The organism is Streptomyces sp. NPDC051662 (assembly GCF_040681655.1).
Lineage (GTDB): Bacteria > Actinomycetota > Actinomycetes > Streptomycetales > Streptomycetaceae > Streptomyces.
This window is the reverse complement of sequence record NZ_JBFAZD010000008.1, coordinates 1-25,340: the sequence shown is the minus strand read 5'-3', so window position 1 is coordinate 25,340 and position 25,340 is coordinate 1. Positions and strand designations below refer to the sequence as shown.

Annotated in this window: 19 protein-coding genes and 9 pseudogenes; 16 read left to right on the top strand and 12 right to left on the bottom strand. The window is 67.4% G+C overall.

What is annotated here, in order from left to right; translation table 11 throughout:
• Positions 1 to 63 precede the first annotated feature (63 nt).
• The gene (locus AB0M67_RS15245; protein WP_365745833.1) at positions 64 to 408 is read right to left on the bottom strand and encodes a tetratricopeptide repeat protein; all 345 of its coding nucleotides are present in this window, start codon (positions 406 to 408) and stop codon (positions 64 to 66) included.
• 115 nt (positions 409 to 523) lie between these two features.
• Here AB0M67_RS15245 and AB0M67_RS15240 point away from each other — a divergent pair, with 115 nt between their 5' ends.
• From AB0M67_RS15240 to AB0M67_RS15230, 3 genes and pseudogenes are all read left to right on the top strand, one after another.
• Complete coding sequence (locus tag AB0M67_RS15240) at positions 524 to 1,489, top strand: pirin family protein (protein ID WP_365745832.1); 966 nt, start codon at positions 524 to 526, stop codon at positions 1,487 to 1,489.
• Positions 1,490 to 1,648: 159 nt separating this feature from the next.
• Positions 1,649 to 2,860: pseudogene (locus tag AB0M67_RS15235) on the top strand (mobilization protein); the annotation flags it as partial.
• Positions 2,861 to 2,965: 105 nt separating this feature from the next.
• Positions 2,966 to 3,313, top strand: a complete 348-nt coding sequence (locus tag AB0M67_RS15230; RefSeq protein ID WP_365745831.1) for a hypothetical protein — start codon at positions 2,966 to 2,968, stop codon at positions 3,311 to 3,313.
• A 204-nt stretch (positions 3,314 to 3,517) separates the two neighbouring features.
• Here the strand turns inward: AB0M67_RS15230 and AB0M67_RS15225 are convergent, their stop codons facing one another.
• The gene (locus AB0M67_RS15225) at positions 3,518 to 4,612 is read right to left on the bottom strand and encodes a hypothetical protein (protein WP_365745830.1); all 1,095 of its coding nucleotides are present in this window, start codon (positions 4,610 to 4,612) and stop codon (positions 3,518 to 3,520) included.
• 390 nt (positions 4,613 to 5,002) lie between these two features.
• Positions 5,003 to 5,269 carry a hypothetical protein gene (locus AB0M67_RS15220; protein ID WP_365745829.1) on the bottom strand — a complete coding sequence of 89 codons (267 nt, stop codon included), beginning with the start codon at positions 5,267 to 5,269 and terminating at the stop codon, positions 5,003 to 5,005.
• 402 nt (positions 5,270 to 5,671) lie between these two features.
• On the opposite strand from AB0M67_RS15220, the pseudogene AB0M67_RS15215 reads away from it, so the two are divergent.
• A pseudogene (locus AB0M67_RS15215) lies at positions 5,672 to 5,836 on the top strand (pirin family protein); the annotation flags it as partial.
• A 65-nt stretch (positions 5,837 to 5,901) separates the two neighbouring features.
• Here AB0M67_RS15215 and AB0M67_RS15210 read toward each other — a convergent pair.
• Positions 5,902 to 6,111 (bottom strand): annotated as a pseudogene (locus AB0M67_RS15210) (helix-turn-helix domain-containing protein); the annotation flags it as partial.
• Positions 6,112 to 6,312: 201 nt separating this feature from the next.
• Between AB0M67_RS15210 and AB0M67_RS15205 the strand changes: the two are divergent.
• From AB0M67_RS15205 to AB0M67_RS15195, 3 genes and pseudogenes are all read left to right on the top strand, one after another.
• Entirely contained in the window at positions 6,313 to 7,377 is a 1,065-nt protein-coding gene (locus AB0M67_RS15205) for a cobalamin-independent methionine synthase II family protein (protein WP_365745827.1), read from the top strand.
• A 437-nt stretch (positions 7,378 to 7,814) separates the two neighbouring features.
• Positions 7,815 to 8,231, top strand: coding sequence for a hypothetical protein (locus AB0M67_RS15200; protein ID WP_365745826.1), 417 nt, complete (start codon positions 7,815 to 7,817; stop codon positions 8,229 to 8,231).
• Positions 8,232 to 8,340: 109 nt separating this feature from the next.
• Positions 8,341 to 9,497, top strand: a pseudogene (locus tag AB0M67_RS15195) (Tn3 family transposase); the annotation flags it as partial.
• Between the two features lie 47 nt (positions 9,498 to 9,544).
• Here AB0M67_RS15195 and AB0M67_RS15190 read toward each other — a convergent pair.
• The gene (locus AB0M67_RS15190; RefSeq protein ID WP_365745825.1) at positions 9,545 to 10,303 is read right to left on the bottom strand and encodes an SDR family oxidoreductase; all 759 of its coding nucleotides are present in this window, start codon (positions 10,301 to 10,303) and stop codon (positions 9,545 to 9,547) included.
• A gap of 148 nt (positions 10,304 to 10,451) precedes the next feature.
• Here AB0M67_RS15190 and AB0M67_RS15185 point away from each other — a divergent pair, with 148 nt between their 5' ends.
• Entirely contained in the window at positions 10,452 to 11,105 is a 654-nt protein-coding gene (locus tag AB0M67_RS15185) for a TetR/AcrR family transcriptional regulator (RefSeq protein ID WP_365745824.1), read from the top strand.
• A 55-nt stretch (positions 11,106 to 11,160) separates the two neighbouring features.
• On the opposite strand, the pseudogene AB0M67_RS15180 reads toward AB0M67_RS15185, so the two are convergent.
• Both AB0M67_RS15180 and AB0M67_RS15175 read right to left on the bottom strand, forming a co-directional pair.
• A pseudogene (locus tag AB0M67_RS15180) lies at positions 11,161 to 11,763 on the bottom strand (helix-turn-helix domain-containing protein); the annotation flags it as partial.
• Positions 11,764 to 11,945: 182 nt separating this feature from the next.
• Positions 11,946 to 12,860 (bottom strand): alpha/beta hydrolase, encoded by a 915-nt coding sequence (locus tag AB0M67_RS15175; protein WP_365745823.1) that lies wholly within the window; start codon positions 12,858 to 12,860, stop codon positions 11,946 to 11,948.
• Positions 12,861 to 12,974: 114 nt separating this feature from the next.
• Here AB0M67_RS15175 and AB0M67_RS15170 point away from each other — a divergent pair, with 114 nt between their 5' ends.
• The gene (locus AB0M67_RS15170) at positions 12,975 to 13,391 is read left to right on the top strand and encodes a MarR family transcriptional regulator (RefSeq protein WP_365745822.1); all 417 of its coding nucleotides are present in this window, start codon (positions 12,975 to 12,977) and stop codon (positions 13,389 to 13,391) included.
• Here AB0M67_RS15170 and AB0M67_RS15165 read toward each other — a convergent pair.
• Positions 13,384 to 14,248 (bottom strand): annotated as a pseudogene (locus tag AB0M67_RS15165) (transposase). The gene AB0M67_RS15170 and the pseudogene AB0M67_RS15165 overlap by 8 nt on opposite strands.
• A gap of 123 nt (positions 14,249 to 14,371) precedes the next feature.
• Between AB0M67_RS15165 and AB0M67_RS15160 the strand changes: the two are divergent.
• On the top strand, positions 14,372 to 14,782 hold the full coding sequence (locus AB0M67_RS15160; protein ID WP_365745821.1) for a hypothetical protein: 411 nt from the start codon (positions 14,372 to 14,374) through the stop codon (positions 14,780 to 14,782).
• Between the two features lie 1,100 nt (positions 14,783 to 15,882).
• Here AB0M67_RS15160 and AB0M67_RS15155 read toward each other — a convergent pair.
• Positions 15,883 to 16,458, bottom strand: coding sequence for a DUF3291 domain-containing protein (locus AB0M67_RS15155; RefSeq protein WP_365745820.1), 576 nt, complete (start codon positions 16,456 to 16,458; stop codon positions 15,883 to 15,885).
• Between the two features lie 443 nt (positions 16,459 to 16,901).
• On the opposite strand from AB0M67_RS15155, the gene AB0M67_RS15150 reads away from it, so the two are divergent.
• A complete protein-coding gene (locus AB0M67_RS15150) occupies positions 16,902 to 17,465 on the top strand; it encodes a dihydrofolate reductase family protein (protein WP_365745819.1) in 564 nt (187 codons plus the stop codon).
• A gap of 635 nt (positions 17,466 to 18,100) precedes the next feature.
• Here AB0M67_RS15150 and AB0M67_RS15145 read toward each other — a convergent pair.
• On the bottom strand, positions 18,101 to 19,279 hold the full coding sequence (locus tag AB0M67_RS15145; protein ID WP_365745818.1) for an aldo/keto reductase: 1,179 nt from the start codon (positions 19,277 to 19,279) through the stop codon (positions 18,101 to 18,103).
• A 569-nt stretch (positions 19,280 to 19,848) separates the two neighbouring features.
• Between AB0M67_RS15145 and AB0M67_RS15140 the strand changes: the two genes are divergently transcribed.
• Positions 19,849 to 20,742 carry a helix-turn-helix transcriptional regulator gene (locus tag AB0M67_RS15140; RefSeq protein WP_365745817.1) on the top strand — a complete coding sequence of 298 codons (894 nt, stop codon included), beginning with the start codon at positions 19,849 to 19,851 and terminating at the stop codon, positions 20,740 to 20,742.
• 73 nt (positions 20,743 to 20,815) lie between these two features.
• Here the strand turns inward: AB0M67_RS15140 and AB0M67_RS15135 are convergent.
• A pseudogene (locus AB0M67_RS15135) lies at positions 20,816 to 21,010 on the bottom strand (IS701 family transposase); the annotation flags it as partial.
• A gap of 74 nt (positions 21,011 to 21,084) precedes the next feature.
• Here AB0M67_RS15135 and AB0M67_RS15130 point away from each other — a divergent pair.
• Positions 21,085 to 21,298, top strand: a pseudogene (locus AB0M67_RS15130) (transposase); the annotation flags it as partial.
• A 273-nt stretch (positions 21,299 to 21,571) separates the two neighbouring features.
• Here AB0M67_RS15130 and AB0M67_RS15125 read toward each other — a convergent pair.
• Positions 21,572 to 22,438 carry a helix-turn-helix domain-containing protein gene (locus AB0M67_RS15125; RefSeq protein ID WP_365745816.1) on the bottom strand — a complete coding sequence of 289 codons (867 nt, stop codon included), beginning with the start codon at positions 22,436 to 22,438 and terminating at the stop codon, positions 21,572 to 21,574.
• 749 nt (positions 22,439 to 23,187) lie between these two features.
• On the opposite strand from AB0M67_RS15125, the gene AB0M67_RS15120 reads away from it, so the two are divergent.
• The 3 genes and pseudogenes from AB0M67_RS15120 (at position 23,188) to AB0M67_RS15110 (ending at position 25,249) form a co-directional block, all read left to right on the top strand.
• The gene (locus AB0M67_RS15120; protein ID WP_365745815.1) at positions 23,188 to 23,955 is read left to right on the top strand and encodes an SDR family NAD(P)-dependent oxidoreductase; all 768 of its coding nucleotides are present in this window, start codon (positions 23,188 to 23,190) and stop codon (positions 23,953 to 23,955) included.
• A gap of 25 nt (positions 23,956 to 23,980) precedes the next feature.
• Positions 23,981 to 24,136: pseudogene (locus AB0M67_RS15115) on the top strand (aldo/keto reductase); the annotation flags it as partial.
• A gap of 135 nt (positions 24,137 to 24,271) precedes the next feature.
• A complete protein-coding gene (locus AB0M67_RS15110; protein ID WP_365745813.1) occupies positions 24,272 to 25,249 on the top strand; it encodes an aldo/keto reductase in 978 nt (325 codons plus the stop codon).
• Positions 25,250 to 25,340: the final 91 nt, after the last annotated feature.

Below are 25,340 nucleotides of genomic sequence, written 5' to 3'. Positions count from 1 at the left end.
GCTCAGTCACAGCGGGCGCTACGGCTCGCTTGCGGCATGCGGCATGCGGCTTTCGGCTGCGGCTTACGGCGTGAACTCACCGGTCAGCGCGGCGGCCATGCGCAGGTGCGGCGCGGCCTCATCCGCCCTGCCCTGCCGCTCCAGCGTGCGGCCCAGCATCAGCCGGGCGTAGTGCTCCACCGGGTCGCGCTCCAGGACGGCCCGCAGCTCGGTCTCGGCCTTCGCCAGCCGCGCCGAGTGGTAGTAGGCGCGAGCGAGCAGCAGCCGCGGCGCGACCTGCTCCGGGACCTCGTCCACCAGCCCGGTGAGGATACGGGCGGCCGTGACGTACTCCTTGGCGTCGAAGAACATCTGGGCGCGGTCCCAGCGCTCGGCGGCCGTTCCGTACTCGTAGTACGTGGTCTCCACGTGCCCTCCTTCATCGTCTTCGTACACCCTGAACACCGTAAGATGGTTGAACATTCCACTATCGATTTCGTGTGGGTGCTGCCCCACCGGGCACCACGGGAATAGGTTGTCCGCCATGAGCAATCTTGATCGTCAGGCATCCGTCACCGTCTGCGGCGGTCGCGGCTTCGTCGTCGCCGAACCGGTACGTGAGTTGCTGAGCCCGCGCCGGGTCCAGCTGGGGGAGTCCACGGAGGTCCGCAGGCTGCTGCCCAATCTGGGCCGCCGCATGGTGGGTGCCTGGGCCTTTGTCGATCATTACGGGCCCGATGACATCGCCGACGAGTCCGGTATGCAGGTGCCGCCCCACCCGCACATGGGGCTCCAGACCGTCAGCTGGCTGCACGACGGCGAGGTGCTGCACCGCGACAGCCTGGGCAGCCTCCAGACCGTGCGCCCTCGCGAACTGGGCCTGATGACCTCCGGCCGGGCGATCTCCCACTCCGAGGAGAGCCCCCGCTCCCACGCCCGCTTCCTGCACGGCGCCCAGCTCTGGGTCGCGCTCCCGGACGCCCACCGCCAGGTCACCCCGCACTTCCAGCACCACGCCGACCTGCCCGTCGTCACCGCCCCGGGGCTGATCGCCACCGTCATCCTCGGCGCCCTGGACGGCGCCGTCTCGCCCGGCACCACCTACAGCCCCCTGGTCGGCGCCGACCTGGCCCTCGCCCGCGGCGCCGAAACCCGGCTGCCGCTCGACCCCGACTTCGAATACGCCGTACTGGCCATGTCCGGCGAGGCCGCGGTCGACGGCGTACCCGTACTGCCCGGATCGATGCTCTACCTCGGCTGCGGCCGCACGGAACTCCCCCTGCGCGCCGAGTCCGACGCCGGTCTGATGCTGCTCGGCGGCGAGCCCTTCGAGGAGGAGATCGTCATGTGGTGGAACTTCATCGGGCGTTCGCACGAGGAGATCGAGGAGGCGCGGAGGGGCTGGATGGAGAGCACCCGCTTCGGCGAGGTAACGGGCTACGCCGGCGACCGGCTGCCCGCTCCGGAACTGCCCCCGGTGGCCCTCAAACCACGCGGCCGGGTGCGCTGACCTGGCCGTTTGCCGGTAGCGCGGAGGTGTCGCTCACGCTCACGGTCAGGGGTCCGCGCCTCCGGCCCCTGACCGTCAGGGGTGCGGGTACCAGGCCGTTAAGTCCTCTTCGGCAGGGGGCTGAGGGCGCGGCCCGGCGTGGCGGCCTGCGGCGGGTCGCGTTTCAAGGCCGAGCGAACCGGTCGCACCTAGGCTCCACGCGAGACGCTCCGCGAAGCCGTCCGCCAAGCCCTCGCCGGAGCCGCCACCGAAGAGGAGTTCTTCACCCGGCTGCGCGAGGCGGGCCTGCGGGTGAAGGTGCGAAACGCCCCGTCCGGTGACGCCATCGGTTACAACGTCGCACTCCCCGGTGACCGTAACCGCGACGGCGAACCCATCTGGTTTCCCGGCTCCAAGCTGGCGCCCGACCTGTCCCTGCCGAAGATCCGCCTTCGCCTGGCCGACGGCACTGCCGACCAGAGGGCGTCCTCGACCGCCGTCAGCGGCCGACCGGACTGGTCCCCGCCCGCCCGGGAACGACGCAACGCCACCGGCATCGCCGAGCGCGCCGCCATCATGCTCAACAGCGACGACGACGAAGCCGCAGCCCAACTGGTAGGGATCGGCGAACTCCTGGACGCGGTGACACAGACCTCCCCGGCCTCCACCCGCGCCGAACTGGGTGCCGCCTCCCGTGCCTTCGAGCGTGCCACCCGCGGCCACGTCCGAGCGGAGCGTGCCGACATCCGGGCGATCCGCTCGGCGGCCCGGGGCATCATCCAGGCCGGCAGCGCCCTCGGCCGTGGCGAGGACGGTGGCACCACCGCCATGCTCCTCTCCACCCTGGTCCTGGTCACGCTCGCCGCCGCCCGCTGGCATTCCGCTCGTGGTCATGCCCAGCAGGCCCACGCCTCCCGACAGACCGCCGAGCATCTGCGAGCCGCCTACCGCCAGGCCGCCGCCACATCCATGCAGGCGCTGCGCGACCAAGGTCTGGCCCTGCCAGAAGCCGAACACCGCACACGCCAGGCCACCATCCGTGCAGCACTGCCCGAAGCTGCGATGCGAGCAGACAACTCGTCCACGAAGACCGATGCCCTGACCGCCACGCTTGCCCAGGCCGAGCAAGCAGGCCACGACCCCAAGGCCCTTCTCCAGCAGGCCATCGACATGCGCGAACTCAACACGGCCGACGACGTGAACGACGTGCTGGTCTGGCGACTGCGCCGTCTCGCCCAGCTTCCCGCTCACCCGGGTGAAGCGACGCGCCGCCCACAGGCCGGCACCAGCCAGCCGAAAGCCTCGACCAATCGCACCAACAACCGGACGGCGCCCATCGCAGCAGCTCGCCCCGCCGTCTCCGACCCGCGCAACCGCCCACCCCGCCGCTGACGACGGTCGGCGGGCCGGTTACCGGGCCGCTGGCCTTCGAGAAACCCCTGGACTACCGGTTCCACCGGCTGTTACGGATGGAAACAGAAGGACCTCGACCGGGAGATGACGCTCGTGCTCAGAACCACCGACCGCCCCGCAGAGCCGACACCCGTGCTGCCTGTCCTCCCCGCCGGCACCGATCCCCTGCTGCAACTCCAGTACGAGACGCAGCCGCCCGGCGGCCCCGGCGCGACGCGCTGCCTCAGCCACCTGTGTGAACTGGCGCTTCGCGAGATCCCGGTGATGTGCACGGCCTGCCGTGCCCGGCGCGACTGGCTGCTCATCAACCACGGCCGAAACGTCTGGGTCTGCTGCCGCTGCAGCAACCAGTGGCTCGAACCCGAGATCAGCCGCGCCGACTTCGACGCCCTGATCGCCCTCCGGGGGGGGGGGGACCTACCTGAGTGTTGAGCAGGGCCTGATCGCGCTCGGCTTCGACGGAGTCTTCGCCGGCATCTACCTGGAGTAGCGAGCGGCATTGCAGCGGATGCAACAGCAGCATCCGCTCGCCGCCGGCTCTGTTCGCCCGAAGGGCGGCTCCATTTCCTGGGCCGCCCTTCGTGTTCGCGAAGCCAGAGGGGTCGAGTGCGGCGACCGGACTGCCCAGAAGATGCCTTACGACCGGGTCGCAGTGCGGCATCCTTCGTCCGAGGTCGTAGTCCGCTCGCTCACCGAGGTGCTGCGGTCGTACGGGTCGACCTCGGGACCCGCGCCCGTTCCCGACTCTTCCGTGCCGAACGGAGGGGTGAGGTAACCGGTGGAGTTGTCGCAGCCCCCGTTGGTCATGTCAACCTTGTACGAGACGAGGGAGAAGGTTCCCGGCTTGGTGATCACCTTCGAGGGGTCGTCCCAGCTCAGCACCACTTCGCGCCGCACGATCGTGCGGACGACCTCGTCGCCGCCCGCTGCCGGCGCGACCGGGTACACGTACGTGACGTCGCTGGTCACCTGGAGCGCGCCGCGCTCGCCCTCCCGGTACGTGATCCGGCCCCGGGTCTTGACCACGTCCCCGATGAGACGCGCGTGCGAGGTGTCGAACCGGCTGAAAAGCAGCAGCGGGTCGTTCTGCTCGCTCGGCGCGCGGAACGCCGTCTTCAGGAAGGTCCGGACGTCTTGTTGGTGAGGGTTGATCAGCGCGATCGCCTTTCCGGGGTGCCCGCCTCGTAGCACCCCCGGATCCAGACTTGCCGCAGCGAGGAAGTCCCGGGTCTGCTCCAGTGCCCGCCCCACCTGCGCCCGACTCATCCAGCCCGTCGCCCTGGCCTCCGGCACCGTAATCCCATCCGTGCCGCTCGACCAGCGAGCCGCAGGTGAGCCCCTGAACGGCTCACCGAGCGTGGGCCGTCGGACACTCTCCACAGGAGGTGCCTGGTTCGGGCGCTCCGACTCCACGGCGAGCGGCGTCTCGGCCCGGTCGTCGTCGCCGAACCACCCGACCACTCGCCCCGGATCCAGCGCCACAACCAGCAGTGCCACCGAAGCCAGCAGTCCGACCGCGTACCAGCCCTTCCTCCGGCTGGGCCGGGCCGGCGAGTACGTTCGCCAGCCCTCCGCGCCCGCAGACTCTCCTCGCAGCCGCTTCGCCACGATCCGGGCCCGTGCCGACGGTTCTTTGGGAGCGTCCGCCACACCGGTCATCGAATCCTGGAGAAACCGCTCCCACTCCTCGTCAGGCACTGACGAACCGCTCCGCTCCCCACCCGCGTTCACACCGAACCCCTTGCCTTGTGAGCCGCTTTGACCCTCTCCCCGGGGTCGCGTTCCGTATGCTGCCACAGCGACTACTGCGCCAACTTCCCAGCGTAAGCCCATTGTCCTGCCGGGCCAGTGAGTTCGGGTAGGGAGAAATCACCCGTCGCGGGATGGGTGGGCGAACACCGGCGCGGTTTGGCGTCGGTAGCTTGAGAGGACGCCCTGGCGTACGTCAGCGCGCTGACACATCAACTCTGACTTCCGATCTGACTTCCGAACGGACGATCCGTGTCACCCGCCCGGATCGCCGGATCGCCCGTCCGGACGCGTGGGGTCGGCTGGCGGGCGATTCAACGGCCCTGGCAGACGAGGCCTGGGCCGTGGTGGCAAGGTCGGCTGAGTCGGCGGTCAGAAGATCGATGACAATCCGCTGGTGATCGAGGACACGAGTTCCTTGCCTTCCTCCGCGACCTTGTTGACCACCGGGGAGATCACTTTCTTAGCGGCCGGGACCAACCACTTCGACTGGCCGCGGGTGAACACGTTCAGTGCGGTGCCGATGGCGGAATCGTAGAACTCGCCGCTGGAGAAGCCGTGTTCGATGCCGGTGAACACGCTGCTCAGCGCGGCAGCGCCGAACGAGATGGCACCGAAAACCGCCGCGCCCGCGGCCAAGGGCGGGAACGCGAGAGCGGCCAGGCCGAGGCCGACAGCGACGAACCCCGTTCCGCACGGGGCCGTACTTTCGGATGCGCTCGGCCTTGGTCTGGCTGCGGGCTTGGGACTTCTTGGCGCGGTAGATCTCAGTGAGCCGCTCGACGGCGGCATCCTGGCTGGTGAAGCCGGACTCCTCGGCCTGCTTCCGAGAGACGTCGCGGTACCTGATCTTGTAGGGGTGAGGGCACTTCGTCCAACGCGAGGCGGGATGTTCGCACTCCTTGAAGAAGGCGCCCATACCGTGGGGCAGTGTCCTGGGGGCCATGGCCGTTGTCCTCCTCGGATTCCAATGCTGACGTTTTGCTGACCGCCGAGGATGGACCAGCCCTCTGAGCTGAGGTGAAACCGTATTCGTGTGGTATGTGGTGGAACTTCGTCGGGCGTTCGCACGAGGAGATCGAGGAGGCGCGGAGGGGCTGGATGGAGAGCACCCGCTTCGGCGAGGTAACGGGCTACGCCGGCGACCGGCTGCCCGCCCCGGAACTGCCCCCGGTGGCCCTCAAACCACACGGCCGGGTGCGCTGAACTGGGGTCATTGAGCTCGCTGCCGCTCCGTGGCGTGACCTTCGCCGAGCGAACCGCCTATCGGTGAGTTTGCGCAGGGACCAGCGGGTGAAGGGCTGGCCGAGCTTCGTGGGGCGTGTGGTGGCCGTCTGGATGACGAAGTCCTCGTCGTCATCGCTGAGCGGGCGGGGACAGCCTCCCGCCCACTGAGGGGCCGGACAGATCAGGCCGATCTCGTTGAACCGGTGAGCGCTTGAGCCGGCGGGGCTGAGCGTCCGAGCGGCGGGGACGGTGATGGGTAGCGCGACCTGTCATGGGCGATGGCACTTCGGGAAGTCAACCTGCGATCCTCCGCCAGAAGCTCGATCGGGTGAACCGCTTGGTTCATGAGCTGTGATGATGTTCCGCCGAACGCCCTGGGAATCGCGGAGCGACCGCCATCGGGAGGACGTCACTCCCGAACCGGGGGCATCTCAGTGACTTCTAGGGTGCGGATCATGAGCATTCCTACGGAGCCGATCGGCAGCCTTCCCCGTCCACACGCGCTGCAGCTGGCGTTCACCGAGCACGCCGCAGGGCGCCTCGGCGACGCGGAGCTGGCGCGCGTCCAGGACGACGCTGTCGCGGACACCCTCGCCCGGCTGGAGAAGCTGGGCAGCCAGGTCCTGGTCGACGGCGACCAGGGCAAGCCCAGCTCCCTCACGTACCCCCTCACCGGCCTTGCGGGCCTTGCGGCCAACGGCGCCGTCATTCCTTTCGCCGACGGGCACACCCGACAGCTGCCCGTCCTGACCGGCGGACCGTTCCGCTACCAGGTCCGGGCCGAGACCTACCTCCGTACCGCCCGCACCCACACAGATCTCCCCATCAAGCAGGCTGTGGTCGCTCCCTCGGCCCTGAGCCTGCTCTACCCGGCCGACGGCATCGACGGATACTCCCGTGAGGCGTTCCTGGGTGACCTCGCCGACGAGGCCGAGGCCGAGATCCGGGGATGCCTCGACGCGGGCGCGCACCGCGTCGCGCTGGACTTCACGGAAGCCCGGCTGTCGTTGAAGCTCGACCCGTCCGGCGGGCTCCTCGACGACTTCGTCGCCCTCAACAACAAGGTCCTGGGCCGGTTCACCGAAGACGAACGGGCCCGCCTCGGTGTACACACCGACCCCGGAGCCGACCACGACTCCACCCACAGCCTCGACGTCGACTACGCCGAACTGCTGCCCAAGCTGTTCCAGCTCACGGTCGGCAACTTCTATCTCCAGCTGGCCGGCGAGCCCGACCGCGAGCGCGTCCTGCGGATGATCAGCGAACAACTGCGTCCCGGGATCCGGGTGTTCGTCGGCGTCACCGACCCGACCGACCCCAGGGTCGAGACCCCCGAGGAGGTACGCGACCGCGTCCTGGAGGCCGCCCGCCACATCCCGGTCGACCAGCTGGGCACCTGCGACGACGCGGGCTTCGCCCCCTTCGCCGACGACACCTCCACCTCGCGGGACACGGCCTTCGCCAAGATCGATGCCCGCGTGCGGGGCACCGAGCTCGCCGCCCAGGCCCTCGGCCTGTAGCCGTACCCAACGCTGAGTGCTTCACTCGGCGAGAGTTGCCGAGTGAAGCACTCAGCCACATCCTCCGAGGGCCGGATCGCCCGAGGCGAGTAGCCACCGCGTCGGGCCGGCTGCCGTGTATGCGTTCCGTCCCGTACTGCCGGCCCCAGTACAGCGGTTGGCGCTGAGAACGATCATGGTCGGTTAGCGCACTGGCTGGACGCTCCGCTGGGGTTCGCGGAAAGATCGCCGGGCGGGTACCGGCGCTGGCTACGGTCCGCTCGTGCCGGTGGAGTTTCTGACGGATGAGCAGGCTGTTATCTGGACCTCTTGCCCTCGGTAGGCGGGATGAGCTGGTCTTTTATGTGGCTGACAGTGTCAGTCACCTCTCCGTAGGGTTGCTCAGCGCCACCGGAGCTGATCCAGCTGGCACCGCAGGAAAGGGAGGACCCGCCTACATGACCACCCCGCCGTCCGAGCGCACCCTCATCTACGCCGAAGACCTCAGGCCCGAGGACGTCCGCGCCTTGGAGACGTTCCTCAACGTCCAGTTGGGGCGGGTGTACGAGGAGGTCGGGGAGACCGGTGAGACGTCCTTCGCGATGCGGTCTCTGCTCATCCTCGTCTGCGACTCTGCCACGCTCCTGTACACGCTCCTCGCGGTGGAGCGGCCACAGATGTGGCAGCGGGCCGCGATCGTGTGGGAGTGGCAGCGGCTACGCAGTACGGCCCATGAGTTCAACCACTGCGAGGGCTACGACCATGACCGCTGGTGGAACCAGGTAGGGCACTTCGACGCCTCCGACGAGACCGCCGAACAGGACCGGATCCGCGGGTTCGTCGATGTCGGGCCGTACCCCGAAACCGGACATTAACCGCGTGGAGCGGGGATGCCTCGGCGAAGGCGGCGTTGCTGGAGCGGGCGGCGGAGCGCTTCCGGTGCTGGCCCGGCGGAAAGTGAGCGTGAAGCCGCTGCTGCCGCGCGAGGTCGATGACAAGCTGGTGCCGCCGGCCTGGCGCGAGGCGGTCTACGCCAACCTCGATCTGCCGCAGGGCGCGGTGGACCGGGACGCGTACGTGGTCTACGTGCTGGAGCAGCTGCACCGGGCCCTGGACAACCGCGATGTGTTCGCCGCCCCTTCGCACCGCTGGTCCACCCCGCGGGCCCGCCTGCTGGAGGCGTGCAACATCGGCCTGACCCCGGTGGTGAACCCGGCGCACGAGGCCCTCACCCGGGCCCGACTCGTCCACGTCGACCAGTACTACCTGCGCACCGACACCATCACCGCAGCGAACGCGAAGCTGATCGAGGCCCAGTCCCAGGTGCCCATCGTGCAGTTCTTGGGCAACGGACTACTCGCCTCGGTCGACGGACTGCGGTTCGTCGTCCCCGTGCGCACGATCAGCTCGGCGCCGTCACCGAAGTGCTTCGGCTTCAAGCGCGGTATCACCTGGCTCAAGGCCGTCAACGACCAGGTCGCGGGCATCGGGCAGATGGTCGTGCCCGGCACCCCGCGCGACTCCCCGCACATCCTGGACGCGCTGCTGAACCTTGACGGCGGAGTCAAGCCCGAGGTGGTGGCGACCGACAACGCCTCCTACTCCGACATGGTGTTCGACCTGTTCAAGATCCTCGGCTACCTGCGCATGTTCGGCCGGGAGGGACGCCCCACCCCGCTGGGGCAGGCGTTCGTCGAGTACGGGCGCATCGCCAAGACCGAACACCCGCTCCGCGTGGTCGACCCGGTCGACGACACCTACCGCCGGCAAATGAACCGCCAGCTCACCGTGCAGGAGTCCCGCCACAAGCTCGCCCGCGATGTGTGCCACGGCAAGCGCGGCACCATCCACCAGGCGTACCGCGACGGCATGGAGGACCAGCTCGGCGCGCTCGGTCTGGTCCTCAACGCCATCGTGGTCTGGATGACGCGCTACATCGACGCCGCCGTCGCCCAGCTCCAGGCTGAGGGCCACGAACTCCGCGAGGAGGACATCGCCCGGCTCTCCCCGCTCAAGCACCGCAACCTGAACCTGCTCGCCCGCTACAGCTTCACCGCCTCGACCCCGCCGCCGGCGTCCTGCGCCCGCTTCGGGACCCTGATGCGCCGGAGCTGGACGAGGACGAGACCGGCTGGGAGTGAGTCGGGGCCGTCGCTGCCCGCGTCTCTAGAGGCCGTCGCCCGGTCACTCAGAGGAGGGCGCCGCCGGAGACCTCGATGCGCTGGGCGGTGACCCAGCGCAGGCCCTCGGAGGCCAGCGTGGCGATGGCGTCGCCGATCTCCTCAGGTTTGCCGACGCGGCCGAGCGCGGTCTGTCCGGCCAGTACCTGGCGCATCTCGGCGTCGTCCCGCATCGCTCCGCCGTTGAAATCGGTGGCGGTCGGTCCCGGGGCGATGGAGTTGACCCGGATTCCGCGCGGGCCGAGTTCTGCGGCGAGGGTACGGCTCAAGGCTTCGACGGCGGCCTTCGAGGCGGAGTAGACCGAGGTGGCGGGGCTGGTGTGGCGGGTCAGTGACGTCGAGACGTTGATGACGCGACCGCCTCGGGTCAGCAGCGGCACAAGTGACTGGATGAGGAAGAACGTGCCCCGGACGTTGGTGCCCATCACCGTGTCGAAGTCGTCGATCGTGACGTCCTCCAGCGGTCCGAAGATCCCCACTCCCGCGTTGTTGACCAAGATGTCGAGCCGCGAAGTACCCCAGCGCTCCAGCTGCGCGCTCAGTTCGGAGGTGAAGGCCGCGAAAGAGGAGACGTCGCTGATGTCGAGCCGGAGAACAGCGGCAGTCCCACCCACCGCCTGCACCTGTTCCACCGTCTTCTCAGCCCCGGCCGCATCACCGCGGTGGGTGACCAGGACCCGCACCCCGCGTGCGGCCAGAGCGATGGCCGCGCCACGTCCGAGGCCGCGATTCGCACCGGTCACCAAAGCGATCTTGTCGATCGTCATGAACTGTTCCTCCACCGCGCGGCTACCGGAATTCACCCGGCGCCACAGATAGGAGGCGAGTCACTCGACTCGCCTTGCTCTCGTACCGTAAGCAGGACCATCGAGGCGAGTCAAGTGACTCGCCTCGGGTCTGCGGCATACTGTCCGCATGGCAGCAGAGCTCTCCGCACACCACCGCAGACTCGCTCAGCAGAAACGCGAGGCGATCACCACCGCGGCCACAGAACTGTTTTTGGATCGCGGCTACGACGGCACCTCACTGGCCCGGATCGCCGAAGCGGCCGGGGTCTCGAAGTCCACCCTGTTCAAGCGGTTCCCCACCAAGGCGGCCCTCTTCGAGGCCATCGTCACCGAGTCCTGGCAGCGTGACGCCGGCGACGCCGCCGCGCGGCCACAGACCGGAGATCTGCGCTCCGGGCTGACAGCCATCGGCCACCGCTATGCCGACCTGGTCGGCCAGCCCGGCATGACAGCGCTGTTCCGGATCGTCATCGCCGAACTGCCTCGTTTCCCCGAACTGGGACGGATGCAGTTCCAGCTCGGCAAACTGCCCTACTTCACCTCCGTTCAGCACTACTTGGAATCCGAGCACGAGGCGGGCAACGCTGATGTCCCGGACGCGGAGAGCGCCGCGAACCAGTTCCTCGGCATGATCGCCAACTACGTCCTGTGGCCCCGCATGCTGCTGACCGACTGGAACCCCGCAGCCTCCGACATCCACGACGCCGTCGAACAGGCAGTCCAGACCATGCTCGCCAGATACACCCCGACCCGCCGGCCTGACCCGAAGCCGGAACATTGAGCTCGTGGGCGATGGCGTCGAGGCCGGCCTGGCTGAACGTGCGGAGGTCCGCTCCCCTGGGGAGGTACTGCCGTAGCAGCCGGTTGGTGTTCTCGTCGGTGCCGCGCTGCCACGGGCTCCGTGGCTTGCAGAGGTAGATCGGCATCCCGGTCTCGGCGGTGATCGCCTGGTGCTCGGCCATCTCCCGGCCCGGTCCCCAGGTAAGCGTCCGTCGTAGCTGGGGCGGGATGCCGAGGAGACTCCTGGGTGGGTCGTAGAGCGAGAGGTGGATCGCTTCGTGCGAGATCTGCATGGCGGCGTCAGCAGGGAACTGCCGTCGCAGCCATCCCGCGATGTGCTCGGGCGACCGGCACAGAGCCGGCTTGGCCTCCACCAGGGCGCGCAGAGCCGGCCGTTGGGCGAGCTCGGCGAGCTTGGGCCGGCGCCCGCGCGTGTAGGCGGCCGCGTCAGCTGACGCCGCTCGGTAGAGGTTCCGGCCGCCGTTGCGGGCGATCTCGCGGGAGACGGTCGAAGGAGATCTGCCCAGCCGCTTGGCCAACTGCCGGGCCGAATCACTGCAACCGCTGGTCGCTGCCCTTCTGGAGATGGACCGGCCCAGGAGCCGCCTGATCTGGCTCCGCAACCCCAACGTCGTCCGCCTCCTGCGGGACCTGGCCACCGGCACCGTCCCGCTCACCCACGACGGGCTGCACCAGGAATCGCCCTGGCGAACTGTCGTCCACCTGCGATATCTGCTGATGGACAGCGGCGTCCTGAGAACACTGCCAGCAGGCCGACCTCGACGCCTGGCACACGGAGAAGCCAGTGCCGTGACCGCATTGGTTCACCGAGTTGGTTGATTTACAGGTTGTTCAGATAAAAGTTGCCGAGCCGGTCGACGGCGGCGTCGACGTACTCGGGCTCGTCGTACATCTCGTAGTGGCCGGCGCCGTCGATCACCATGAGGTCGACCGGGTTGGGTGCCAGCTTCCACAACCGCATGCCGGACTCGTAGGAGCCGGTGTTGCCGATGCGTCCGGCGAGGACGACCTGCAGCGGCTGCGTCATGAGCTGGTCGACCAGGTGATACGCGTCGTAGCCCAGCAGCAGCGAGTCCCCGCGCGCGAGACGGCGGTTCGTGGAGTGTGCGTGGCCGCCCCGCTCGGTGCGGTAATAGGTGACTGCCTGGGTCGTGTCGATATCGGTCAGCCCGACCGCTGTGGCTTCTTCCAAAGTGTCGGGCAGCCAGTTCACGCGGGTCAGCTCGCCGGAGTGGGTCTCTTCGATGCGCGCGTCAGCCATGGTGTCGAGTGCGGCCGCCGCGCCATCCGGCTGGAAGCTGCGGAACGACGTGCCCATGTTGCCTGGGACGACCGTGCCGACCGCCTTGATGCGATGGTCCGTGCGGGCGGTGTGCACTGCGTAACCTCCGCCGGCGCAGATGCCAAGGACGCCGATGCGTTCCGGGGCGATGCCGGGGATCGTGCTGAGTGTGTCGATCGCGTAGGAGATGTCCTCGCCGCGGCGGTAGGGGTCTTCGAGGTCGCGGGGCTCTCCGCCGCTACGACCCTGATGGGCGGGGTCGAACACGAGCGCCGCGACGCCGCGGGCGGCGAGGCGGGATGCGTAGTTCGCGCCGATCTGCTCCTTCACGCTGCTGCCGGGCGTGGAGAGCACCACGGCGCGCAGCGGCGCCGCATCGTCGATGGTGTCGGGCAGGTAGAGGTCGGCCGAGAGATCGATCGGTCCGCGCGGGATCATGATGTGCTGAAGCATCTGATGGCGCCTTCACGTAGATGTTTGTTCCATAACTGTCCAGTACGAAACACCATGCGGTACAGTTCGGAACTAATTCAGAACTGTACCACCTGAACGGATGGAGGGGGTTGCGTGGCGGTTGACGGGGCGCAGCTGTGGACGCTGAACCAGCGTCTGCTGAGCGTCGTAATGGATGCCTGCAGCGCTGAACTGGCCGAGCTTGGGCTGGAGACGAAGGAGTTCTTCGTGCTGGCGGAGGTGGCCGCGTCGCCGTACCCTGCCGGACTCGCGGCGGCGCTGATGATCCCTAAAGCGAGCGTGACGGTTTACGTCCGCAACCTCGTCGCAAAGGGGTTCATGCGGCGCGAGATCGACGACGAGGACCTGCGGCGGCATCGGCTCATCCTGACTGCCGAGGGCGAGGCGGCGCGGGACCGCGCGCTCTCAGCGCTCGCGGCGGAGTTCGACCGCAGGCTGGCGAGGATTACCCCGCAGGACCGCACCGATCTGCAGCGCATCCTTCTGGAGATGCTCACGACGCCTAAATGAGGCCGTGATGACAGGCGGTTGGCCTTCCCGGTGGATGCCTCGCCCGCCGGCGCCCGCCCCAGCGGATGCCCTTCTCCCTTCGGATGCGAGCGCGTTCCTTGCGTTCGGCGGCCAGGACGTCGCGGTGACGGGCGTTGGCGTTGAGCCAGCGCAGGTAGGCGTGCAAGGCCCGGGTCCGCACGGTGTGGTCGGGGTGGTTGGAGTTGGCGATGGTGAACTGCCACAGCGGTCCGAAGTGCGCCTCGATCGGGTTCGCCCACGAGGCGTAGGTCGGGGTGAAGAACAACTCGACCTTGTTCTTCTTCACCCAGCGCCGGATGGCGGTGCCCTTATGGGCAGACGGATTGTCCATGATCACGTAGATCGGTGCGCCGTCGTTCTGCCCAGCCCGAGCCCGCGGCGGGCCGGATCCCCAGCGGGCCGAACTCGTCGAAGGCGAGAACCCGGTCCGGGAAGCGGTCCAGGACGTGCTCGATCAGGACGTGCTCGATATGGTCCAGCTTCGTCTCCCGTTCGGGGTCCGGGGACTCCTTCCAGGTCTTGGTGCGCTGGAAGGTGACACCGCGGCGAGCGAGCAAACCACGTAACGCCTCTCGGCCGATGCGGATCACCCGGCCGTGCACTTCGCGCAGGTAGGCGACCAGCTCGCGCAGCGACCAGCGGGTGAACGGCCGGCCGAGCTCGACCGGGCGGGTGGTGGCCGTCGCGATGACGAAGTCCTCGTCCTCAGTGCCGAGTTGGCGAGGACGGCCTCCCGCCCACTGAGGGTCCGAACTGGTGCTGCCCCGGCGCACGACCTGCTTCAGCTTCTGCCCCTCCTGGTCGGTCAGTCTGCGCACACGGACGGGCTCGGCCACCGCGCTTCCAGCGGTCGGATCAGGTCACCGCACATCCAACCGCCACGACCACCAACCCGGCGAACCTACGCGGTCAGAGCACTGGCCACCCGGCGCCCGGCTCAGACGTTCCTGCGCTGGTGCATGAAGACGAGCCGGATGTCCCGCCTCACCCTGCCACCCCAGGTCATCAACCAGGACCAGGCGCCGCTGCACCAGCATCGCCGACTCGCCATTCTCCGGCGGACCCTCAACGACGACTCTCTGCCCCCGCGGGCCCGGGTGGCCGCCGCGCTCGTTCTCCTCTACGCGCAACCCGTCACCTGCATCGTCCGCCTCACGGTCGACGACGTCCTCGACGACGGCGCCACCGTCGCCGTCCGGCTACCTGATGCTCCTGTCCAACAGGCCCAGAGCCGAGCACAGGGAGACAGAGAGGGTCATCCATACGACAAAGGCCCCGCCGCCGCAGAGCACTGCGCGGGGCGCGCTTCCGTCCACTGCCCAAGACAGCACACCAGCGATGACCGCGACAAGCAGGGACAGAGCAATTGACAGGGCGACGAGCAAGACTCGCGTCGAAAGTCCGGAGCGCAAGGCCGACATCCTTCTGCGAAGGGTGGCCGCTCCAAGACACGCGTCTCAGCCCGACCACCGAAAACGGTAGTTGGCTGAGACGGTGTGTCCCCGGGATGTGGTCCGGACTGCAGAGAGTCCGGGCCCCCCCGGGGAGACGCCCTCAATCAGTCCTCTGATACTAGAAGACTCCGACAGATCACACCAGACAGCGCTCGCGAGACATTGAGACAGTCTCAGCAGTGATCACTAAGGGTGACTGATGGCGCGCCTTGGACAGGTATACGCGACACCTGAACATGCGAGCTCACCAGTCCCGAGGCCGGTCTAGTCAAGCCGCCTGAACCTCTCCGGCCGCCTTCTCACGGGAGTTGTAGTCCCTCTCGTAGAGCCGGCCGTAGCGGAGCATGGCCCACAGGATGGAGACTCGTTGGCGGGCGACAGCGATGACGGCCTTCTTGTGGCGTCCCTTGTCGTGCGTGTAGCCCTTGTACTCGCGGCAAGTACGTCTCGTTCTCCCACGTCCCCACGGTCAAGGACGCGACCTGGCTCGACAGGAAGAATGCCCGCTGGAGGGGGCGGCTGTACAGCAGCTGCTGCAGCCTTCTCGGCGATGGCTGCTGCCTTCCTCACTCCACGCTTGGCGAGCCAGGCAGGCAGCCTGCTCCCGCCCATGCGCCGGATGGCCATCGGCGTCTGGTACCGGGACAGGAGAACCAGCGGACCCTGAGACTGGGCGAAGTCAAAGGACCGCTCCAGCTCCGGGAAAATGCTGGTGAGCAACGCCCTCATGCGGTTGATGGTCCTGGTGCGTTCGACTGAAAGCCCGTTGCGGTGAGCCAGGATCAGCGTCAGTTCCTTCGTGAGTCTGGAGGGCGCCGGCACAGGAACTGTCTGCCGCCGGAGGCAGCGGGGCGAACTCGGCAATGACGTAGGAGTCCTTCAAGTCGGTTTTGCCCTGGCCGCTGAAGCTCTTCTTGAAGGCCGCGAACTTCGATCCGGTGATGTCCCGGTGTTGCAACTCATGCCCGATCGAGCCTGCTTGCAGGGTACGGGCGTTTGACGGCGAACCCAGTCGTTCAGGCTTCCTCGTCAGCGAACCTGGTCGCTCTCGGCCCGATGCCTTTGATCCTGGTCGGAGTTCCGTCCGGGGCGAACGAGTGGCGGAAGGTGAAGGCGTGCGGCGCGGAGCCATGGTCGTGGAGGTGCTCCAGCCTGGAAACCCCGTCCTGCCAGGTGGGTATCACGCCGTCGGAAACCCACCAGAACACGTAACCCGGGTGTCCTGTCCTCTCGAACCAGTCGTAACGCCTGTTGAGCGCCGCGCGGTGCAGACCGGTGTGGATGGCGTCGAAGGCGGGGCGTAGGCCGGTCCAGAGTGAGAGGGTCGTGGCCAGGGCGATGGTTTCCACAGTGCGGCCTTTCCCGTACCAGGCCGGAACAGCGAACTCTCCCCATTCACCCCAGTCCGAGTCGAAATCCGTCCATGCGCCCAGGCTGCGATCCGCCGCTTCAGCACGAGCGAGGTATCCGGGGTGCCTGCCGATCTCCCGGTAGACGGCCTCACCGCTCTCGTGGAACTCCCGCGTAAGACGTGCGGGATCGGTGAGGGGTGACTTCAGGACGCCGAACGTGTACAGAGCAAGATGGGGCATGCGTCTCTCCCTGGTTGGGGGGTGCCTGGTGTGGACCCGGTTCGGTGGCTTACGCATGGGGCGAGGATTCGTGGGGCGTGACCCACTCATCCCGTGACAGGTGGCTCAGCCTGAAGGAACCTCTGCACGACCATGCGCGACCGCCGAAGGCCAGTGAAGTTAGCTGCCTTCGCGGGCCATGTCGAAGTTGCCTTTTCCCTGTCCAAGTGGCCTCAGCAACTGCGGCGGAGCAGCATCGACAGCTCCGCTCAAGCTGGTGTGCCGGGGCGACGCCGGCGCGTCGACTGGGTTGGACGACGCAGCGACTGGGTTCGCTGTTGCAGGGTCTCGCCGCCGATGACATGTCGATCCAGGACTACATGCGAGCTCAGATCGCGCACCGATGAGTTTCCCGCGCCGCGCCGGTCTGTACGCGTGAGACCGACTCACGGAAGGCTGGCGCCATGCGGAAACTGATCTACGGCATGAACCTGACCCTGGACGGCTACATCGCCGCGCCCGGCGACGACATCGGCTGGAGCGTGCCGAGCGACGAGCTGTTCCAGTTCTGGTCCGACCAGTTGCAGGCGACCGACCTGTCGCTGTACGGGCGCAAGCTGTGGCAGACGATGAGCTCCTACTGGCCGACCGGCGACCAGCAGCCCAACGCCACCCCGGCGGAGATCGAGTTCGCGCGCCGCTGGCGGGACATGTCGAAGGTGGTGTTCTCCTCGACGATCGACGAGGTCGACTGGAACACCCGCCTGGTCACCGGCGACGCGGTCGCCGAGATCACCCGGCTCAAGGCCGAGGACGGCGGCCCGATGGACATCGGTGGCGCGACGCTCGCCGGGGCGGCCATGCGGGCCGGGCTGATCGACGAGTACGTGCTGGCCACCGCGCCGGTCCTGGTCGGCGGCGGCACGCCGTTCTTCACCGCGCTGGACAGCTGGGTGAACCTGAACCTGGTGGAGACGCGGACGCTTCCCTGCGGCGTGATCCTGACCAGGTACGAGACGAGGCGCTGAGCGCCCGTCACGCGACTCGACCGCCTGCCGGGTCCACGCGAACGTGAACGCCACCACTGGGGTGGACAGTCGGCAGTGCGGCTTCGCATCCACCACTACCGGACCCTGCTCATTGGTCAAGATGTAATCCGGGATGTGCTTGCGGGCCTGCCCCTCCACAACGGCCTTCAGCAGGAAAGGTTGGGCCACGACGCCGCGTACGGAGGGATCGAAGTCGGCAAAGAGCAACCGCGGCAGTTCCCAGCGCGACTCGGAGATTACGTGGTCGCGCATCGTCGCTGACCAGCGGGGAGGGTTCCGGGGACACAAGGGGTGCGAGTCTTCCGCTTCCGGCGGGAGGGCACCGACAGCTTACGAGCGCGTAGCGGGCCTTTTCAGCTGCTGCGGACGACTCTCGTCGGTGTCGGAGGGCGGCTCTGTACGCGACTACCGCTGTCATCACTCGGCCTTCGAGGCAGGCCCGCCAGCGCGTCAATCCCACCCGCCTCGTACCGGGTCCGCCGCACGATCACCGTCTGAGGTCACGCCCGCCTGCCGGCCGATCTGAGTGTCCGGCAGTCTCCCGGAAATCCGCAACGCCATCCGAGTCCGCTGCACATGCCCCACGGCAGACGTTCGAACTCCATGACCATTGGTTACACTGCCTGATCGACCATCTGCATCTGCATTTCATTCATACGTTCCCCGTGCACCTCAACCTCAGCGAAAGCGGTTTCAATTTCGCTGAGATCCCCGGAGGACAACCGAACGTTGAGTGCTCCCAAATTCTCGTTCAGATGCTCCGGGCTGCGAGTGCCTGGGATCGGTACGATCCATGGCTTCTGCGCCAGAAGCCATGCCAGGGCGACCTGTGAAGGTGTCGCATTCTCGCTCTCCGCAATCTTCCGGAGCAAACCGACGACCGGCATGTTGGCTGCCAGATTTTCCGGAGAGAAGCGGTCGAACGTGGATCGAATATCTGTTTTCGGGTCGAACTTCGAGCGGGCGTTTATTTTACCCGTGAGGTATCCCATTCCTATGGGGCCCCACGGGACGAAGCCGATTCCCAGCTCCTCGCAGATCGCGAGCACGCCGCTCTTTTCCGGATCCCGCTCCATCAGTGAATATTCCGTCTGGATTGCCGTAACGGGTTGAACGGCATGCGCCCGGCGGATTGTTCTGGCGCTCGGCTCGGAGAGGCCGAAGTGCAGAACCTTTCCTTCGGCGATGAGTTCCTTGACCGTGCCGGCCACATCCTCGATCGGCACATCCGGATCCACCCGGTGTTGATAATAGAGATCGATATGGTCCGTTCGGAGGCGCCTGAGAGAGCCCTCGACCACCTCTCTGATGTGGTCCGGCCTGCTGTTGAGTCCGCTTTCCGCCTCGCTGTCGAAGCCGAACTTGGTCGCGATCCTGACTTCGTCGCGGAAGGGGGCCAGGGCCCTCCCCACAAGCTCTTCGCTTGTGTGCGGGCCGTACACTTCGGCAGTGTCGAAGAACGTGACGCCCCTCTCATGGGCCTCGCGAAGAACCCTGACGCCCTGGTTTATATCGGCGGGAGGGCCGTAGTTCGCGCTAATGCTCATAGCGCCGGCCCCCATTTCCGAAACTTCCAGTTCTCCGAGCCTTCGTGTCTTCATTCCGCTGCCCGTCGCGGCGGCACCTCCACTGCTCCGGCTGCTGCTCTGGGGCTGGTCCGAGCAGGCAGACAGGAGAGACGATCCGACAACCAATCCGGCTCCGAGGAAACCGGTCCTGGCCATAAAGCTGCGACGGCTGAAGGCGCCGTCGTCTCGATGGTTCGACTCCGTCGCGTGCTTGCGATTGTTCATGAAAAATCCTTTTGGTTGGTTGGTGCAGTTGTCGTCAGAAGTGTTTTCGAAGCGTTCACCCCGATCTGCGGTCCTCGAACGGGAGGGACGCCGATCGGATCGAAGCCGGGCGCCCGTGGTCAGCAGCCTGGTGGTCTTCTTCGCGTCCGTATCGTCGGTTGGAGGAAGTCCTCAACAGCAGTGCTCGGCACGATTCATCGCTGTACTCCGTGCTCACGACCAGACGCGATTGAACGTCCGATGCTCAGACGGAAAAGGTCGCCTGGGGCGGGGCCCGCAGAGGCGGATATCAGTCGGCGCAGCCGCAGCCGGCGCTTCGGAGACGCGCGGGCGCGGCGTCAGCCGACCGGGCGGTATCGGTATACGTCGTACGGTCCTTCGTCTCGTCGCCGCACGGGTGCAGGGCCTGGCCGGGTACCCATCACTGAACCTCAGATGTCTTGTCGTCCATGTCTCATGTCCTCCACCGCAGACCATGCAACCGGCTGCCGGGAGCGTGAGGAAGGCACTGCTGGAACGTGTGCTGACAGCCCACCCCACAACTCCGGAATCCCGCCTAGCCTGGAGTGGTGGACAACCGAGACGAGGTCAAGGCCTTCCTCAGCTCCCGCCGCGCCAAGATCACCCCTGAGCAGGCCGGCCTGCCGCACTACGGCGGGAAGCGGCGGGTGCCCGGACTGCGCCGCAACGAGGTCGCCGACCTGGCCGGGGTCAGCGTCGAGTACTACGCCCAGCTCGAACGGGGCAACCTCAGCGGCGTCTCCGACAGCGTCCTTGACGCCCTCGCCCGAGCACTACAGCTCGACGAGGCCGAACGGGCACATCTGACCGCCCTCGCCCGCGCCGCCGGCTCCGCGGCCCGCCCCCGCCGCAAGCCCCCCGCGCGGCAGGTCCGGCCCAGCGTGGCGCGCCTGCTTGAGCTGATGACCGAGGTGCCGGCCTTCGTGAACAACGCGCGCCTCGACGTCCTCGCCGCGAACCCTCTCGCCAAGGCGCTGTACGCGCCGTTCTTCGCCGACCCCGCCCGCCCGTCCAACCATGCCCGCTTCGCCTTCCTCAACCCCCGCGCCCGCGACTTCTGGCTCGACTGGGAAAAGGTCGCCAACGACACTGTGGCCATGCTGCGCACCGAAGCCGGCCGTGACCCGTACGACAAGGCAATGACCGACCTCATCGGGGAACTGTCCACCCGCAGCGACGAGTTCCGCGTCCGTTGGGCCGCGCACGACGTACGCCTGCACCGAACCGGACTGAAACACTTCCACCATCCCGTCGTCGGCGACCTGCACCTGAGCTTCGAGTCCATGGAACTGTCCGCCGACCCCGGCCTGACCCTGACCGCCCTGAGCGCCGAAGCCGGATCACCCCATGACGACGCCCTGCGAGTCCTCGCCAGTTGGGCCGCCACCCACGACCCTGCCGACGCTCCCGCTGACCCGGGCCGCGGCCACAGGCACTGCTGACGGTGCGACTGTCGCGCCGCGGACCCGACAGCAGACGAATCTCTGACCGACATCACGAGTACTCCAGCTGTATGAGTCCGTCCGGTGCGGGGTGGTAGGAGTGTTCGTCGGCGCGGATGATAGCCAGGAAGGAATGCGCGGGCATGGCACGGGTGACCCAGCGCGACCAGGACATGCGGCGGCGGACCTGGTGCTCACCCAGGGCAGCCAGCCCCTTTCCGGCCTGCGGGAATTCCTCCACCCGCCACCTTGATCCAGCAACCCGCACAGGGCGCGTATCGAGTCCTGATCAATCTTCGGGATTCGCCCTCGCGGCGGGCCTTGACCGGCACATCTTCCGGCATGACGCGATTGCAACTGGCGGCTGCGGAGTGGGAGTTCATCGGACCGTACCCGCCGATTGGCGAGTACGACCCGTACCCCCAGCGGCTGCGTCAGCAGTTCGAGGGGGTGGTCTGGCGGTTCAAGACCGGCGGTCAGTGGCGGGGAGATGCCGCAGGAGTTCGGTGCCCGGTCGACCGTCCATAACCGCTTCCGCCAGTGGTGCGACGCGGGCTGACAGCGCACCCCTGCGCAGACCGGCGTCTTCTAGCCGCCGCCCACACCCAGCTCGGCACCGCACTGCCCCTTTCCCGTGGCACCGGACCCATTCACCACCCTGCCCCGGGCGCTCTTTCCTCGGCCGCACGAAAAGCCGCATAACGAGCTACCTGCCTACCGCACACGGAATGCGTATCGAATAGAGGGAAGCTTCCCCCACCCGCTCAGGATTCGCGGGAACTTCGTACGGGAGAAGGTGCAGCCATTCTTGACTGGGTGACGCCCGCGATCAGCCGGCGGCGTCAGCTCGTTGCTCGTGGTCGGCGGCCCAGCACGCGAGGAAACGCAGCCCCTCGTGGGAGGGAGTGCCCGGCTCCGCGGTCAAGATGACGAGCTGCTGGTCGGGATCGGTCGGACAGGCGAGGGCCTCCCAGTCGAGGGTGAGGTCGCCTACCACGGGATGGCGGAAGGCCTTCGTCCCCGTCGAGTGGTGGGCCACGTGGCGGGCGGCCCACCACTCCCGGAACTGAGGATCCTGTTCGGACAGTTCCTCGACGAGTGCGATCATGCGCGGATCGCCCGGGTTATCCGCCGCTTCCATCCTCAGAAATGCCACGGTGTTACGCGCGGAGCTTTCCCAGTCCACGTACAATTCCCTGAAAGCGGGATCGGTGAAGACCAGCCGCACGGAATTACGATGCTCCTCCGGGAGCTGGGAGAAATCCGTCATCAAGGCAGCGGCGAGGGAATTCCAGGCGAGAATGTCCATGCGGCGGCCGAGAACGAGGGCGGGGGTGTCGGTGAGATTGTCCAGGAGTCGCCGCGTCGGGGGCCGGACCTTCTGCGCTGCCTGTCGGCGTGGCCGCGCGTTCTCCTTCCCGGCCAGTTGGAGCATGTAATCGCGCTGGTCCTCATCCAGGCGCAGCACCCGGGCCAGGGCAATCAGGACCGGAGTGGAGGCTTCGATCCGGCCCTGCTCCAGGCGGGTGTAGTACACGGTGCTGATCGCGGCCAGTTGCGCCACCTCTTCCCGGCGCAGGCCCGGGACCCGCCGCAGGGCACCGCTCTCGGGCAGACCCATCGCACGAGGGCTCAACTCGGCGCGCCGGGCTTTGAGGAATTCACCCAGCTCACTGAGGTGTGCGTCCCTGCTCATGCTGGTCACGGTACTGCGGAAGCCGTTGCCGCACAGCTCGTCTGGGGGGTAGAGATCTATACCTGGAACACGCATCTCCAGTAAAAATAAATGCGTTCGCATCGCCTCCGCAATCAGTGCTCATTTTTCTGGAAGTGGCAAACGGGGAAAAGGGGCGGCCTGAGGGGGTGCGATATCTCTGCACAGCCGGGGCGGTCGAAGGACTATGGCCGGTGCTGGTGGACCACCCCGCGAGGGCTTGCACCAGCCCTGCGTGCTCGCACGCCGATCCTCCGAGGAATTCGGCCGCTCAATCGAGACTCGGTGCCGCACTCATGGCGGCCAGGTCCCCCTCTTCACATAATTCGTTGGGGGGCAGGGTTTTATACCCGGAAAGATCTCTCCCATTGTCGTGTCCGGGAGCCGATGGCACCGTTGCGTGTGTGCCCAACGCAGATCGGAAAGACGGTTGCCGGCCCGGCGTTCTTCTCCCCGGGAGTCATGACCCCGCCGGATCAGACAGGCAACGGTCCGTGCACAACGAATGAGCATGCTCGACGCAGACCTGATCTGCCCTGGTGGCCGACCGGGGAGTGTCCGCGTCGGGAGGCGCTGCCGCGGCGGCCCCGGTAAGGACGGCTCGGCGCTGCTTTCCCGTCGGAACGCGGCGGCTGCCCCGAGGCCTACGCCAATCGCGTCGGCCGGGGTGGCTGCCGTGATGCTCCGCCGCTTGCTCCTCCATCTCGTACGTTCAGAAAGAGAACCACCTCATGGCAACGAATCTGACCGGTACCGTCGCTCTCATCACCGGCGCGAGCAGCGGGATTGGCGCCGCCACCGCCCGCCGGCTCGCCGAGCGTGGCGCCTCTGTGGCGCTCGTGGCCCGTCGCAAGGCCCGTCTCGAAGAGCTGGCCGCCGAGATCGAGAAGGCCGGCGGCACCGCCCTGGTCGTAGAGGCGGACATCACCGACCGCACCCAGGCCGAGGCCGCCGTGCAGCAGACTGTCGAACGCTTCGGACGGCTGGACATCCTGGTCAACAACGCCGGTCTCATGCTCCTCGGGCCCGTCGTCGGCGCGGATGTCGAGGAGTGGGAGCGGATGCTCGCCATCAACGTCCAGGGCCTGCTCTACACCACCCGCGCCGCCCTGCCCCACCTGCTCGAAGCAGCTGAGGACGGACCGCGCCGGGTCGCCGACATCGTCAACATCAGCTCCATCGCCGGACGCGTCGCCTGGAACGGCTACGGCGTCTACAACCTCACCAAGTTCGGCGTGAACGGCTTCACCGAGTCCCTGCGCCAGGAAGTCACCCAGCGGCACGTCCGCGTCAGTGTCCTGGAGCCGGGCGGCGTCGACACCGAGCTCGGTTCCCACAACGACCACAAGCCCGAGGTCCGCGAAGCGATCGGCACCTTCTACGAGCAGACAGAGGTTCTCGTCCCCGACGACATCGCCGACGGCGTCGCCTACATCGTGACGCGGCCCCGGCGCGCCTCGATCGCCGAACTCTGGGTCATGCCCACGGACCAGGCATGACGGCCACGACGACAAGGAGAACGCGATGAAGCACGTATCACTGGGCGGGCTCGATGTCTCGCGCATCGGCCTGGGCGCCATGACCATGGCCGGCACGTACACGACGGGCGGTGGCCTCGATGACGACGAGTCGATCCGTACCATCCACCGGGCACTGGACCTCGGGGTCACCCATATCGACCTCAGCGCCGCCCAGCTCGACCGTCTGGACAACCTCACCCCGGCCTCGGGCGAGCGCCACGACGAGGCGAACATGGCCGGCATCGACCGCTGACCCCTCACTGCCGATGCCGTACCCCTGCCGAAGGAGAAGACAATGAAGTACACGCGTCTGGGGTCTTCGGGCCTCAGCATCAGTCGCATCGCCCTGGGAACCATGGGATTCGGCGACGGATCCCGGGAGAAGTGGGCCCTCGGCTACGAGGCCGCCGCACCGTTCTTCCAGCAGGCACTCGACCTGGGGATCACCTTCTGGGACACCGCCAACATCTACAGTTTCGGCGCCTCGGAGGAGATCGTCGGCCGGGCGGTCAAACAGTTCGCACGACGCGACGACATCGTGCTGGCGACCAAGGTCCACCAGCACATGCATGACGGCCCCGGAGGATCCGGGCTGTCACGCAAAGCGATCATGGAGCAGGTCGACGCGTCGCTCACCCGCCTCGGCACCGACTACATCGACCTGTACCAGATCCACCGCTTCGACCCGCGGACTCCGGTCGAAGAAACGATGGAGGCGCTGCACGACGTGGTCAAGGCAGGCAAAGCCCGCTACCTCGGCGCATCCAGCATGTACGCGTGGCAGTTCGCCAAGATGCAGCATGCGGCCGAGCTGAATGGATGGACGAAGTTCGTCTCCATGCAGGACCAGTACAACCTGGTGCAGCGCGGGGAAGAGCAAGAGATGTTTCCCCTGCTGGCCGACCAGGGGGTCGGCAGCCTGCCGTGGAGTCCGCTGGCCGCGGGCGTCGTCGCACGGCCGTGGGGCGTGAACGACACCCAGCGCGGCAAGGGCAACCCGAGCACCGACTTCGACGGTCGTCCGCTGTGGCAGGAGAGCGACAAGCCGACGATCGACGCGGTGGAGCGCATCGCGAACGACCGAGGCGTGTCCATGGCCACGATCGCGCTGGCCTGGGTGCTCAAGAACCCGGTGGTCGACGCCCCGATCGTGGGCGCGACCAAGGAACACCACCTGCCCGCCGCTGTGGCGGCGCTCGACATCACTCTCACCGACGACGAGGTCACCGCGCTTGAGGAGCACTACGTGCCGCGCGAGCCCACCTACTTCTAGGTCCTGTCCGGTCGATCTTCGCGGATCAGCCCGCGGCGTCTGGTGCCGTGCATCGCAAGGCGGAGGATCGGCCTCGTACTGGACGTACTTG

Coding starts and splice junctions, on each gene's coding strand:
- AB0M67_RS15145 (WP_365745818.1), bottom strand. CDS start 19,279: ATGAACAATCGCAAGCACGCGACGGAGTCGAACCATCGAGACGACGGC.
- AB0M67_RS15110 (WP_365745813.1), top strand. CDS start 24,272: ATGAAGTACACGCGTCTGGGGTCTTCGGGCCTCAGCATCAGTCGCATC.
- AB0M67_RS15175 (WP_365745823.1), bottom strand. CDS start 12,860: ATGCTTCAGCACATCATGATCCCGCGCGGACCGATCGATCTCTCGGCC.
- AB0M67_RS15205 (WP_365745827.1), top strand. CDS start 6,313: ATGAGCATTCCTACGGAGCCGATCGGCAGCCTTCCCCGTCCACACGCG.
- AB0M67_RS15240 (WP_365745832.1), top strand. CDS start 524: ATGAGCAATCTTGATCGTCAGGCATCCGTCACCGTCTGCGGCGGTCGC.
- AB0M67_RS15230 (WP_365745831.1), top strand. CDS start 2,966: ATGACGCTCGTGCTCAGAACCACCGACCGCCCCGCAGAGCCGACACCC.
- AB0M67_RS15150 (WP_365745819.1), top strand. CDS start 16,902: ATGCGGAAACTGATCTACGGCATGAACCTGACCCTGGACGGCTACATC.
- AB0M67_RS15155 (WP_365745820.1), bottom strand. CDS start 16,458: ATGCCCCATCTTGCTCTGTACACGTTCGGCGTCCTGAAGTCACCCCTC.
- AB0M67_RS15160 (WP_365745821.1), top strand. CDS start 14,372: ATGAAGACGAGCCGGATGTCCCGCCTCACCCTGCCACCCCAGGTCATC.
- AB0M67_RS15120 (WP_365745815.1), top strand. CDS start 23,188: ATGGCAACGAATCTGACCGGTACCGTCGCTCTCATCACCGGCGCGAGC.
- AB0M67_RS15190 (WP_365745825.1), bottom strand. CDS start 10,303: ATGACGATCGACAAGATCGCTTTGGTGACCGGTGCGAATCGCGGCCTC.
- AB0M67_RS15125 (WP_365745816.1), bottom strand. CDS start 22,438: ATGAGCAGGGACGCACACCTCAGTGAGCTGGGTGAATTCCTCAAAGCC.
- AB0M67_RS15200 (WP_365745826.1), top strand. CDS start 7,815: ATGACCACCCCGCCGTCCGAGCGCACCCTCATCTACGCCGAAGACCTC.
- AB0M67_RS15185 (WP_365745824.1), top strand. CDS start 10,452: ATGGCAGCAGAGCTCTCCGCACACCACCGCAGACTCGCTCAGCAGAAA.